This window comes from Coleofasciculus sp. E2-BRE-01, assembly GCF_040221695.1.
GTDB lineage: Bacteria > Cyanobacteriota > Cyanobacteriia > Cyanobacteriales > Coleofasciculaceae > Coleofasciculus.
On record NZ_JAVKEA010000088.1, the window covers coordinates 1 to 13,296 of the forward strand.

Annotated in this window: 9 protein-coding genes; 5 read left to right on the plus strand and 4 right to left on the minus strand. The window is 46.9% G+C overall.

Annotated features, from left to right (window positions below; all coding sequences use genetic code 11):
* The first annotated feature begins 341 nt into the window (after nt 1–341).
* Both RIG66_RS10685 and dxs read left to right on the plus strand, forming a co-directional pair.
* On the plus strand, nt 342–863 hold the full coding sequence (locus tag RIG66_RS10685) for a transcriptional repressor (RefSeq protein WP_006104329.1): 522 nt from the start codon (nt 342–344) through the stop codon (nt 861–863).
* A 266-nt stretch (nt 864–1,129) separates the two neighbouring features.
* A complete protein-coding gene (gene dxs, locus RIG66_RS10690) occupies nt 1,130–3,037 on the plus strand; it encodes a 1-deoxy-D-xylulose-5-phosphate synthase (protein ID WP_446377821.1) in 1,908 nt (635 codons plus the stop codon).
* 27 nt (nt 3,038–3,064) lie between these two features.
* On the opposite strand, the gene RIG66_RS10695 is transcribed toward dxs, so the two are convergent.
* The 4 genes from RIG66_RS10695 to RIG66_RS10710 all read right to left on the minus strand — a co-directional run bounded on the left by RIG66_RS10695 (nt 3,065) and on the right by RIG66_RS10710 (nt 9,509).
* Complete coding sequence (locus RIG66_RS10695) at nt 3,065–6,307, minus strand: response regulator (protein WP_446377823.1); 3,243 nt, start codon at nt 6,305–6,307, stop codon at nt 3,065–3,067.
* Nucleotides 6,308–6,550: 243 nt separating this feature from the next.
* Entirely contained in the window at nt 6,551–7,393 is an 843-nt protein-coding gene (locus tag RIG66_RS10700) for a DUF3598 family protein (protein WP_446377825.1), read from the minus strand.
* A gap of 41 nt (nt 7,394–7,434) precedes the next feature.
* On the minus strand, nt 7,435–8,217 hold the full coding sequence (locus tag RIG66_RS10705) for an ABC transporter permease (RefSeq protein WP_446377827.1): 783 nt from the start codon (nt 8,215–8,217) through the stop codon (nt 7,435–7,437).
* A gap of 26 nt (nt 8,218–8,243) precedes the next feature.
* Nucleotides 8,244–9,509: an RNA-guided endonuclease InsQ/TnpB family protein gene (locus RIG66_RS10710; protein ID WP_446377831.1), complete on the minus strand. Its 1,266-nt coding sequence runs from the start codon at nt 9,507–9,509 to the stop codon at nt 8,244–8,246.
* A gap of 253 nt (nt 9,510–9,762) precedes the next feature.
* Between RIG66_RS10710 and RIG66_RS10715 the strand changes: the two genes are divergently transcribed.
* The 3 genes from RIG66_RS10715 to RIG66_RS10725 all read left to right on the plus strand — a co-directional run bounded on the left by RIG66_RS10715 (nt 9,763) and on the right by RIG66_RS10725 (nt 13,292).
* Nucleotides 9,763–10,122, plus strand: a complete 360-nt coding sequence (locus RIG66_RS10715; RefSeq protein ID WP_446377833.1) for a response regulator — start codon at nt 9,763–9,765, stop codon at nt 10,120–10,122.
* Nucleotides 10,123–10,363: 241 nt separating this feature from the next.
* Nucleotides 10,364–11,257, plus strand: a complete 894-nt coding sequence (locus RIG66_RS10720) for a tetratricopeptide repeat protein (protein ID WP_446377835.1) — start codon at nt 10,364–10,366, stop codon at nt 11,255–11,257.
* 91 nt (nt 11,258–11,348) lie between these two features.
* Complete coding sequence (locus tag RIG66_RS10725; protein ID WP_446377837.1) at nt 11,349–13,292, plus strand: GTPase family protein; 1,944 nt, start codon at nt 11,349–11,351, stop codon at nt 13,290–13,292.
* Nucleotides 13,293–13,296 lie beyond the last annotated feature (4 nt).

Genomic DNA, 13,296 nt, shown 5'->3' on the forward strand with positions numbered 1-13,296 from the left:
TTCATCCACAATGTTTTTTTCAAACAGGTTCCGTTTAATACATAGCTCCCCAACATTGCTCGCTTTCCCCCACACCCCACACCCCATACCCCACACCCAGTATCCTATCGTGGGTAATGTGGCTTAAGTTGACACCCATGGTTTAGGGACTGATATTGATGGTTTTCCTTAGCGTGGCTGCAAAACCCGCCCTGACCAAATGACGAATGACGAATGACAAATAACGACTGACAAATGACAAATAACGACTGACATTAATTTTCAATTAACCGATTTTCTTGCAAATAGGTGCGATCAGTAACTATCATTGTCAATAATCGGGTTTTTTTGAGAGGGTGATTATGCCTCCGTATACAGCCGCTTCGCTGAAAGCTGAACTTAATTCCCGGGGTTGGCGGTTAACGCCGCAGCGAGAAACGATACTCCACGTTTTTCAAAATCTTCCCCGAGGGAACCATCTCAGCGCTGAGGAACTCTTCCATTTGCTGGACAAGCGGGGAGAACCTATCAGCCTGTCTACAATTTATCGCAGCGTCAAGTTGATGGCTCGCATGGGTATCCTGCGAGAATTGGAGTTAGCCGAAGGACACAAACACTATGAACTGAATCAACCGTTCCCCAATCATCACCATCATCTAGTTTGCATTCAGTGCAACCAGACGATTGAATTTAAGAATGATTCGATACTAAAACAGGCAATGAAACAGGTGGACAAGGAAGGCTTCCAGCTCATTGACTGTCAGCTTACCATACACAGCATTTGCCCCGAAGCCCTCCGTATGGGATGGCCCTCCGCACTTCCCAGTAATTGGCGCTGCACGCGAGCGATCGTGGCAGAAGATCCCCAGGAGGTAGACAATTAGCTTAAACACGTCCTCATGAATTTGTCCAATGGTTGAACCAAGGACAGCCAAGCGGTGATATTCGGTGAGTAAAACTTCAATATATTGTGATTTTCATCACTGACAACGGTTGAGTGGTAGCTAAAATTGCACGGATTTAGCTGTTTTCGCCAGATAATCTAGGGATTTGTTAATTTCATTCCCCCTAACCCCTAAATTGTTAGATACTTTAGACTATCAAACAGACGAATAATATCCAGTAGCGATTTAAAGAAGATTACGGCGGTATGCATATCAGCGAAATTACCCATCCGAACCAGCTACACGGTTTGTCGATCCGTCAACTGGAGGAAATTGCCCGTCAAATTCGGGAACGGCATCTGCAAACAGTAGCCAAAAGCGGTGGTCATTTAGGTCCAGGGTTAGGGGTTGTCGAACTGACGTTGGGATTATATCAGACACTCGATTTAGATCGGGATAAGGTGATTTGGGATGTCGGTCACCAAGCCTATCCCCATAAGATGATTACGGGACGCTATAATCACTTCCACACCCTACGGCAAAAGGACGGGGTGGCTGGTTACTTAAAGCGTTGCGAGAATAAGTTTGATCACTTCGGTGCGGGTCATGCGTCTACCAGTATTTCAGCCGCCCTGGGAATGGCGCTGGCGCGTGATGCGAAAGAAGAAAACTTCAAGACAGTAGCGGTGATTGGTGATGGGGCATTAACCGGAGGTATGGCATTAGAAGCGATTAACCATGCTGGACATTTACCCCATACCCGGCTGTTGGTGGTACTTAATGATAATGAAATGTCCATTTCGCCCAACGTGGGCGCGATTTCCCGCTCTTTGAACCGGGTACGCCTGAGTAAGCCGATGCAGTTCCTGGCGGATAATTTAGAGGAACAGTTTAAGCATTTTCCCTTGTTTGGGGAATCCTTGACTCCCGAATTACAACGGGTGAAAGAGGGGATGAAGCGGTTAGCGGTTCCCAAAGTTGGGGCGGTGTTGGAAGAACTGGGCTTCACCTACATGGGACCAGTAGATGGTCATAATTTAGAAGACTTGATTACCACGTTCAAAGCCGCACATACCTATTCCGGTCCCGTCTTGGTGCATGTGGTAACAACCAAAGGTAAGGGTTATGCGATCGCAGAACAAGACCAAGTCGGTTATCATGCCCAAAGTCCCTTTGATTTAACCACCGGGAAAGCGATTCCCTCTAGCAAACCTAAACCCCCCGGCTATTCCAAAGTCTTTGCCCACACCTTGGTTAAATTAGCCGAAAACAATCCCAAAATCATCGGCATTACCGCAGCCATGGCGACGGGAACCGGGTTGACTAAACTCCAGGAAAAACTGCCCAAACAATACATCGATGTGGGAATTGCCGAACAGCACGCTGTTACCCTAGCCGCAGGGCTGGCTTGCGAAGGAATGCGACCTGTAGCCGCAATTTACTCCACCTTCCTGCAACGGGCGTATGACCAGATCATTCACGATGTCTGTATCCAAAACCTACCCGTGTTCTTCTGCTTAGATCGCGCCGGGATTGTTGGTGCTGATGGTCCGACGCACCAAGGGATGTATGATATTGCCTATCTGCGCTGCATTCCCAACATGGTGGTTATGGCACCCAAGGATGAAGCGGAACTGCAACGGATGCTGGTAACGGGTGTGAATTATACCGATGGACCGATTGCCATGCGGTATCCACGGGGGAATGGGTATGGCGTTCCCTTAATGGAAGAAGGATGGGATGGGCTACCCATCGGTAAAGGCGAAATTCTCCGCAATGGCGATGATATCCTGCTGATTGGCTACGGTTCGATGGTGTATCCCACGATGCAAACGGCGGAAATTTTGAGCGAACACGGAATTGAAGCCACTGTGGTTAATGCCCGTTTTGTCAAGCCCCTGGATACGGAGTTGATTTTGCCCCTAGCCCAGCGCATTGGCAAGGTTGTCACCTTAGAAGAAGGGTGCTTGATGGGCGGTTTTGGCTCAGCCGTGGCGGAAGCGTTATCGGACAATAATGTTTTGGTGCCAGTGAAGCGGTTTGGTGTCCCGGATAAGTTAGTCGATCATGCTAAACCTGATCAGTCAAAAGCCGATTTAGGGTTAACGCCGTCTCAAATGGCGGAACAAGTGCGCGAAGCGTTCTTTAAAAAACAGCCGTCGGTGGTGAGTTAATGTCCAATCGTGTAGAGACGTAGTATGCTACGTCTCTACGGGTACTGTTTCCAGCAGAAACGCTTGCACTTTTCCTAATTGTTGTTTTAAGGAATCCAGCCGCTCATTTGCTTTGACTAAGGTTTTTTCCCGCGCCTGTTGTTCTAATTGGGCGGCGATTTGGGGAATGAGTCGCACACCAATATTTGCACTCGTACCCTTGAGCCGATGCGCTTGTTGCTCAAGCATCTGGAAATCTTCCATCTGGAGAGCGTGATACATTTGTTCAAGTCCCGGTTGAGCATGTTTGACAAAGGCTTGTACCAGTTGCTTTTGCAAGGCGATTTGACCTCTGGAAATTTCCTGTAGGCGTTTTGGATCGAATAATGTGTGATCAAGGTAGAAGCCTGTAGACGCCAAATGACTCTCTCCCCCAGCTTCCAGACGTTCCACCGGAACGTCTCTACAAGTATCCCCAGACTTTGCCCAACGTTCAATCATTGCCTGTAAGGTATCTTGATCAAAGGGTTTACTGAGAAAGTCATCCATCCCCACCGCCAAACATTTTTCGCGATCGCTCTCTAAGGCACTCGCTGTTAAAGCAATGACAATCGTATGACGATTTGACCCGTCTTGGCGTCGTAATTCACGAGTCGCATCATAACCATCCAACACAGGCATCTGACAATCCATAAACACGATATCGTAAGATTGGGCTTGTAATTTCGCCAAAGCCTCTGACCCGTTACTGGCGCACTCAGCCTTATACCCTAGCATTTGCAACTGGTTCAGAATCACCGTTTGATTTATAGGATGATCTTCAACCAGTAAAATTTTCAAGTTGGATGAATCATTAAGATGAGTGGGTTGATGGATAGTGGCTTGCCAAGTCTCCAGATCTGCCTCAGGCGTCACCGCAGCCAATAAACTCTCCCATAGCTGTGACGCTTTCATCGGTTTAATCAGATACCCCAAAATATCCATCGATTCCAACTCTTGCACCGTATCAAGCTGATGCATTGTTGTCATCACAATCAATTTAGTGGACGCCAAACTGGGATTACAGCGAATCATCGGCACAATCGACTCACCCTGACTTCCAGGGAGTTGCAAATCCAGAATCGCCACATCATAGGGATGGCATCGTGTCACCGCATTCCGTAAAGCGTCCATGGTACTGGTACTATCCGTGGCTTCATCAATCTGTATCCCCCAGGCTTCGAGATGCGATCGCACGGTTTGGCGAGTTGTGGCATTTTCTGCGGTGACTAAGAGTTTGAGTTGGCGTACTGCTAAGGGAACGGCTTGGGCGGGCGGTAAGGGTTGTGTCTTAACGGGTACAGTAAACCAAAATGTTGATCCTTTACCCACCTCACTCTCAACCCCAATTTTACCCCCCAGCAACTCAACCAATTGCTGACAAATCACCAATCCCAAACCCGTTCCCCCATAGCGCCGTGTTGTTGAAGCCTCGACTTGGGAAAATGCTTGAAACAACTTGGATTGATCCGCCGAGTTAATGCCAATTCCGGTATCGGTGACGGAAAATCGCAAGGTAATTGAAGATTGAGATAAAGTATCTGTGGGTTGATGCCCACTGACCGCTACCCGCACCACCACTTCCCCTGCATCGGTAAACTTAATCGCATTACCGACCAAATTCAATAGAATCTGACGTAAACGTCCCGGATCACTCTGTAACTGTCGAGGAACATTGGGTTCAACCAAGATAGCTAATTCTAACCCCTTTGCCTCTGCCTGTACTGCTAAAACATCAATCACAGAATCCAGGCAACGTTCTAAACTAAAGTCAATCTGCTCCAAAAGCATTTTCCCGGCTTCGAGTTTAGAAACATCAAGAATATCATTAATTACAGTGAGCAGATGTTTAGCACAGCTTTCGATCGTGCGAGTGTAATTAAGCTGTTGAGGGTTCAGATTCGTTTGCAATAGTAACCCCATCATCCCTAAAACCCCATTAATCGGGGTGCGGATTTCGTGACTCATATTTGCCAGAAATTTAGACTTGAGCCGCGCCGTTGCTAAAGCCGCTTCTCGCGCTTCTACTAACTCATTAATCGGAAAACAGGCAAGTACAATTCCGCCAACATCCCCAGTTGAGGTATACCAGGGATGAATCGCCCAATGTTCATAAATTGTCGTACCATCAGCCCGTTGCCAGACAGCTTCACTCTTGGTAATAATCTCTCCCTGTAACGCCCGTTGATGAGCGTCTCGCCACGGTTCGGGTAGGTCCGGGAATATATCATAGTGACACCGATTGATCAGGGATTGTTCGTCTAAGCCATAAACAGTGAGCCACTGTTGAGAATGAGCCAGATAGCGCATTTGCCGATCAAACATTGCCATCGCTACGGGTGCAACGGTAATAATTTGTCGGAGTTGTTGGCGTTCTTGTTCTAAATTCTGATTGAGTTGCTGTAACTGGGTGGTTCGTTCTTCAACGCGATGTTCTAATTCCAGATTGGCTTGCTTCAGTGCAGTTTCCGCTTGCTTACGACTGGTAATATCTAGAGCCAAAGATAAAATTGAGACTAAATTATCGTCATCATCGCGAAGTGCCGAATTGTACCATTCGCAATCAATGATTGAACCCTCTTTGGTGTAGTTACGATTACAAAAAATACAGCGAGACGTACTACTATCAAGTAGATTCGTCATCACCACATCAACGGCATCCCTATCTTCAGTAAATACCAGTTGTAACTCATCAATCTGCCGACCTAGGACTTCCTCAGCCTTCCAGCCAAAGATTTGTTCAGCCTGTTGTGACCAGCGTTGCACTTGATAGTTACTATCCCATTCAATTACCGCCAAGGGAGAATTTTCTACGTGAAACGTGAGACGTTGTAGAGTATGCTGTAATTCAGTTTCTGCTGTTTTGCGTTCTCTGATTTCTTGTTCGAGTTGAGCCGGACTGGGTAATGCTAGGGCTTTGGGGATTAATTGCACTAGCAGGAAAGCTGTAGCCAGGGAAACGATCGCGGTGATTGCTTTGATGAGTCCACTAAGCCAGTAATCGGGATGCCATAGCGTCCACACGTCCATAATATGGGTCGTACCACAGGCTAAGATAAAGGCACTAAACAACCAGAATATCCAGTCAAAGGGCAAATCCTGTCGCTTGTGGACGAAGTAAACTAAGGTTACTGGAATCGAATAGTAAGCCAGTGCGGTTAACGAATCGGACAATAGATGAAGCCATACCAGTCCTGGTTGCCAAAGATAACAATGTCCATGGGGAATATAGTTTGCCAAGACTGTCCACATATTAACCCTCCCTCCTGGGTGTTGTGACGCTGGGTATTTCACGTTCATTGTTCATGGCAATGAACAACGGGTGATGAACTATTAATAATTGATATAGCAGATCGCGCTGGTCTATTTACAAGTCAAAAGGCTGAAGAACTGCTAAAAGCCCTATATAATCAGTATTTTTCCCCCCTATTGTCTATGACACACCGAGCGAAGTCGAGGTGTTACCTATTGCCCAGCGCGAAGCGCTGTAACTGCTTACGCGAAACGTTTCACTCGTTGTTCTCTAACTAACGTCAGACTTACCCAAGAGGCGCGATCGCTATAGCGGCGAATCATTCGTTGGCGCAGGTTGGGTTCGATTAACCAACCCACTTCAAGGACAAAACTGTGACCAGATTTAATCGTTAATGGACAATTAGAAGACGCGCCATCGGGAAGCAGTACCACCTGAACGGGTAATGAACCGTCCTGGAAATAGAGCATCGCTCCGTCGATTCTAGCACTGGAGGTTAGGGTCTGAACGGATTCACCGACGCCAAAGGTTAGCTGTTGAACGAGGCGGTTACTATCTGGGCGTTCAATCGTAAGTTTAGTGGAATAGGTATCCGGCGATCGCAAATCGGGATATAGGGTGATGGCTTCACCTTGCCATTCTCCCAGTAATTGATCAACGGTTAGGGGGGGACGTTCTGGGGTATCGGTTCCGGCGCGTTTTTCCCGAATTAAGGTTAACTGAGACAGTTGAGCCTCTTTATTGTAGAGTTGCACTAACCGCAGGCGACGATTTCCGGCAATTAAGCCCAATTCAGCGCCAAATTCGGAAAAAGGACCCCACTGCATTGAGCCTTGAGAAAATGCTCCGGTCTCAAAAAATAGCACACTTCTGGCTAAGGTACTGTATTCTAAGACCGTTTCTTCTACAGCGCGATCGCGGGGATAGCGACGAATCACTTGGCGCACTGTTTTATTTTGATTAAGTCCCTCCAAGCTGACAACCGTTGGAGTATCCGTCAACGCTTCTCCTTGCGGCGAGAAGCGGGTAAACGAACCTTGCCATTCGCCTAGATTTTGTAGTAAACAGTCCCATTGCGATCGCATTATTTTTCCTGTTCCCTGTTCCCTGTTCCCTGTTCCCCTTATTAACTCGACGCACTGGTATAAAACCGGAGGGCAAACCGCCAAAAGATACCGGACACTACCAGTAATCCTAACGCCAGAATCGCCGCACCCACCACCCAGACGAACTCACCGCGACCTAAAATCACCTCTGCGGGTATCGTGGTTAAGAACGCCACAGGGACAACAAAAGTAAAGAAAAATCGATAAACGGTGGGATAAGCCACCATCGGAAAACGCCCTGCTTCCAACAACCCGCGCAGCACTTCAGTCACATTATAAATTTTGACAAACCAAATACTCGTGGCTCCCAGTATAAACCAGAGGCTGTAAAGACTGATCAGACCAAACCCCAGGGGAACAGCACCCAAAAGGTAATCAACCCCACTAAGGTTAAGGCGTTCACCTGCATAAGCTAGGAGGATTCCAGCAAAAATTAAATCGGGCAATCCCCAAGGCGATAGGGTGCGAGATGATAGCCAAAACTGGGAACTAATCGGCTTAAGTAAGATAAAGTCGAGCGTACCCTGTTGGACATGCTGGACAATGCGATTGAGATTAGGACTTAGCAGCGTCGCCGCAAATCCTTGGAGAAGGGTAAAAATCCCCAGAATCACCAAAGCCTCTTCCCAACTCCAACCCTGAAAGGTGTAGCCGGTGCGATAAAACAAAAATAACCCAAATAAACTGCCCACTAAGTTTCCGAGACTGCTTAAGGCAGCAATCAGAAAGTTGAGGCGATACTCGAGTTCAGCGGCGAGAGCAGTCCTCCAGAACAACTGGAGTACGTTCAGATATCGTTTCATCTTGAGTGACATCCTCCCACACCAAATCATAGATCATGGTGTGGGCTTCCAACATCGCTGTTAGACATTGCTGCCCTGCGCCACTTATCTAGACTAAAAGCCCCCGACAGCCCGACTTGACAGCCAATTTCTTTCCCCCAGAGTCCCTGGGTACTTAGTTGCTCATAACCTCGGTTACAGATTTCTTGCGCTGAAGCTATATCCCTATCAACTTCATATTTGCATTCCGGGCAACTATGCCATCTATCAGACAGTTCTTTTGGGACTTCAATGCGGCAGTTTGGACAAGTCTGAGATGTGCCTCTGTGGTCAACTTCAGCAACATAAACACCGCGTTGCTTGCCCACATAATAAAGAATATCTCTAAACTGACCAAAACCGGCGTCAACTGTATGTTTGCCTAGAAACCCTTTCGCCATAGTTCGGAAATCAATATCCTCTAAGAAGATAGTTCCCGCCATGTCGCAGAGTTTATGAGCCAATTTGTACTGATAGTCTTTTCGCTTGAATGCAATATGATTATGCAATCGTTCTACTTTGCGTCTGGCTTTTTCATAGTTCTTAGAACGCTTCTTTTTCTTAGATAACCTGCGTTGTAGCACTTTCAGCCTACGATGCATATCCTTGAAAAACTTGCGTCCTGGTTCTACAAAGCCGTCACTGGTAGCCAAATAACTATTCAATCCAACATCAACCCCAATGAAATGACCATGAGGTACGGTATCAGGAAGAGAAATATCAGATTGAATGCTTATGACTACAAACCAACCTACCGCTTTTTTAATTACCCTAACTTGTTTAACAACAAAACCATCGGGGATTGGTCGATGCAAATTAATCTGAACTTTCCCAAGCTTAGGTAATTTAATCTGCCATCCGGTTATAGGATTTGTCTTGAATTGAGGGAAAAGTATCGATTTCTTATGTCCATACTTTTTGAACCTTGGAAATCCATAACCCCGATTTCGGAAAAAATCCCAAGCATCATGTAATCGTCTGATGGTTGTTTGCAATACCTGAGAAGGTACTACCTTTAGTCTTGGGTAATCCTTTTTAGCTTTGGGTAAATTGTTCTGTTGTTGCTGATACCCTGGAAAAGGATAATCAGCAGCTATTATGTATTCTGATTCTAAACTACACCTATCTATTGGACACTTCCTTGAAGCAATCCAATCTTTTAGCTCCCTAAGAGCATAATTATAAACACCTCTACAAGTTTCGAGCCACTCGTTCAGTGATTCGACTTGTTCGGCATCAGGATAGATTCGATAAGTGTAATTTAGATTCAGCATATATTGATTATAACTTAGTCTACTGTAAATAACAAGTTATAGTAAACGCTTATTTTGAGAGTATTTTGGGGGAATCCATGTTGTTACTGAGCTTGTCGAAGTATCCCAACGCGCTCATCAAAGATTACAGCGTGGGACTTATAGCTCCCCCAAACCCCCTCACAAGGTTAAGATAGCAGAAATCACCGCTTAGGTTGGCGGTTAGGCAGAGCAAAATTGTGACAAAATGTCAATTAAACCATGAGGATCTCCCATGAGAAAAATTTTAGTGATTGAAGACGAAAGCTTAATCCGGGATAATCTCTTAGAACTGCTGGAAATGGAAGGATTTGATGCCATCGGAGCAGACAATGGTCAGGCTGGGGTGGAAATAGCCAAAGAGTTTCATCCGGATGTAATTTTGTGTGATGTGATGATGCCTAAATTGGATGGTTATGGCGTTTTAGAAGCATTGCGTCAAGATCCTAGCACGGCTGAAACTAAATTTGTCTTTCTTACAGCCAGTGCCGATCAAATTAATCTGATGAAAATTAGAGGGTTAGGTATTGATCATATTCTCAAACCCTTTAATGTGGACAAATTCTTGACATTGCTGGAACATCAAAATGGTTAAATGACGTAGCCAAAACAGCCGCCAATGCAGAACGCCTAACTGAGATAATTCATGACTGGATCGATTGTGGCGTTCAGACCTACTATTTGCTAGTCCTTGCCTTCCTTGTCCTATCTACATACGCCGATCAACCGCAACTGAGTGAAATTCCCCAAGAAGCTAGCTTTCCCATCAAAATGCAACCATTGGCGCAAACGACGCCTTGGCGTTCATAATGTCAATAGAGTTCAAGGAATTTTTTGTGTCTCAAAAACGCAGGGTTTGGGTTATAGTCGTGCTAGTGTTAGCTGTGCTGGCATTTGTTGGTATATCGACGATTCCGCTGTTGAGGAGTGTTGTAGAGAGCAATCAGCCGTCTGCTGTTAGCACACCCAATGCCCAACCCAGCCTATCCACTGAACAGCAAGAGCAACTTGAAGAACAAGCGAAAGGGTACGAACTGGTTTTACAGCGAGAACCGGAAAATCAAACCGCGTTGCGGGGACTATTAGAGACAAAACTACAGTTAAGGGATATTGAAGGCGCGATCGCACCGTTGGAAACCTTAGCTGAACTGAATCCCGACCAACCCGAATATGGGGTGTTGCTAGCTCAGGCAAAAGAACAAACTGGCGATCGCGAAGGTGCATCCCAAGCTTACCGTCAGATTTTAGCCTCACAGCCCGGAGATATCAATGCCTTAAAAGGATTAGCCGCCCTGTATATTCAGCAAAACCGTCCAGAAGCGGCGATTGGTTTATTGCAAGAGACAATTAAAAACGCTGGACAACAGAATCAGACTCAACCGGGTAGAGTGGATGTGAGTTCTGTCAAATTGTTGTTAGGAGAAGTCTACCTGAGTCAACAGCGGTTTACCGAAGCCCTCACCATTTATGATGAACTGATCGAAGAAAACCCCCAAGATTTTCGCCCGGTATTGGCTAAAGCCCTAATTCTGCGCCAACAAGGGAAAACCGAAGAAGCCAAGCCTCTATTTACCACTGCGGTTTCTCTCGCACCACAGGAGTACAAAGATCAAGTCAAGCAACTTGCCACATTAAGCGAACAGCCGACACCTGCACCAACCGCATCCCCTGATAATAACGAGACACCTGATTTTCCCGAACCGCTTCCGGAAGGGGAAGAAAATCCTTAACAGTAAGGTTTGGGTTCCCAAACCCCTACATTGGTTGCTATTTCAACTACGATAGCTTTAACGGAGGCTTTTCGGTGGCAGGTATCAGACAATGGTGCGATTAAAACGGTGGCAGTGGATCGTATTGGCAATGCCGATCGCGTCCATCATTATCTTCTTACTCTTATCTGCGGGTTGGCAAATCCACGAGTGGGGAATTAATTGGATCTGGGGTATCTTTATCCTGATCTTCGCAGGTTGGCGTTGGCTGCTAGTAAAATGGACACGGACAACCGTCGATCAGGTAGAAGCAGCGGTAGCTGAAGTTAGCGATCAACTCGACGCTACCACAGAGGAAACAACTGCCTTACCCGCCACAGATGAGGCGACTCGAAACGCCGAAGCCGCCCTGCAAACGTTGCTGAAAAAAGCACAGGATGATCCGCCCATCTGGGAAGACTGGCAAACCTTTTGGCAACGATGTCAGGAACTTGTTGTCGCCATCGCCCATATCTATCAGCCGGAGGCGAAATATCCCTTACTTAATATCTATATTCCCCAAGCTTATGGGCTGATTCGGGGGACAGTGGATGACTTAGATCAGTGGATGCAGAAGTTATCACCAGCGTTGAGTCAGGTGACAGTGGGACAGGGATTGCAAGCCTACGAAGTGTACCAGAAACTTGAACCCTCCGCCCGCAAACTCTGGCAAGCGTGGAGTTGGGCGCAGTGGGTAGTCAATCCGGTGGCGGCGCTAGCCAAACAAGCGAGTAAGCGTTCGAGTAACCAAGCTACCCAGCAACTGTTGATGAATTTGGCACAGATGCTGCGCGAAGCGGCGTTAAAGAATTTATCTCGACAAGCGATCGCGCTTTATAGTGGAAGTACCCCACCGGGTTCAGCTACCGTCTCCCCACCCAAACCGCAACTCCCCCAGGTAAAAACCAAAACCCTGCGCGATATCCTCGAACAAGCTGAACCGATAGAAGCGGTTGAACAAAAGCCCGTGAGTATTTTGCTGGTGGGGCGTACTGGATCGGGTAAAAGTAGTCTAATTAATACATTATTTCAGGCAGAACGAGCCGAAGTCGATGTCTTACCCAGTACCGATCGCATCCAGAATTACCACTGGCACACTCCAACTGGAGAAACCCTGACGCTGTGGGATACGCCGGGATATGAACAAGTCAACCGATCCGATTTGCGGGACTTGGTACTCGATTATGCCACGAACGCCGATTTACTGCTACTGGTAACCCCCGCCCTCGATCCAGCGCTACATGTTGATGCGGAGTTTCTCAAGGAAATCCAAGCAGATATTGAAGACTTACCTGCCATTACAATCGTCACCCAAGTCGATCGCCTGCGCCCGATCCGAGAATGGCAACCCCCTTATGATTGGCAATGGGGTGAACGTACCAAAGAAAAAGCGATTCGGGAAGCGACAGAATATCGCGCCGAAAGTTTAGGGGAATGGTGCGATCAGGTTTTACCTGTGGTGACGGCGGATTGGAAAACTGGGCGTACCCCTTGGAATATCGAGGCGCTATCCTTAGCATTAGTTGACGCGATCGCACCTGCCAAACAACTGCGTCTTGCCCGCTTTTTGCGAAACCGAGAAACCCGTACAGCGGAAGCCGCTAAGATTATTGACCACTATACGTTTCAGATGGCAACGACTCAGGGGTTGGCAGCGTTTCTGAAAAGTCCTGTGCTACAGTTTGTATCCACAGTAACAACCGGATCTCCCACGTTAGCCTTTGCCCTCGCTGAACAAATTCCCGTCGAACAGTTACCCGTAGTCATTGGCAAATTACAGATGGCGTATGACTTATTCTCCCTGCTGAGTGCAGAGGATACTCAGATGCAATTCGACTTGCGATCGCTGTGGTCATTATTGCTGGACAATTCATCTTCACCTGATCGCAATGCGTGGGCATTTGGTCACGCTTTGGTAGAATATTGGACACAGAATATGAGTGTTGAACAATTACGCCAGAAGTTTAAGTTTTATCTGAACCAGCAACTGGACTTTGAAGAAAAGGAAACAGCGTAAGTAT

Coding starts and splice junctions, on each gene's coding strand:
- RIG66_RS10685 (WP_006104329.1), top strand. CDS start 342: ATGCCTCCGTATACAGCCGCTTCGCTGAAAGCTGAACTTAATTCCCGG.
- dxs (WP_446377821.1), top strand. CDS start 1,130: ATGCATATCAGCGAAATTACCCATCCGAACCAGCTACACGGTTTGTCG.
- RIG66_RS10695 (WP_446377823.1), bottom strand. CDS start 6,307: ATGTGGACAGTCTTGGCAAACTATATTCCCCATGGACATTGTTATCTT.
- RIG66_RS10700 (WP_446377825.1), bottom strand. CDS start 7,393: ATGCGATCGCAATGGGACTGTTTACTACAAAATCTAGGCGAATGGCAA.
- RIG66_RS10705 (WP_446377827.1), bottom strand. CDS start 8,217: ATGAAACGATATCTGAACGTACTCCAGTTGTTCTGGAGGACTGCTCTC.
- RIG66_RS10710 (WP_446377831.1), bottom strand. CDS start 9,509: ATGCTGAATCTAAATTACACTTATCGAATCTATCCTGATGCCGAACAA.
- RIG66_RS10715 (WP_446377833.1), top strand. CDS start 9,763: ATGAGAAAAATTTTAGTGATTGAAGACGAAAGCTTAATCCGGGATAAT.
- RIG66_RS10725 (WP_446377837.1), top strand. CDS start 11,349: ATGGTGCGATTAAAACGGTGGCAGTGGATCGTATTGGCAATGCCGATC.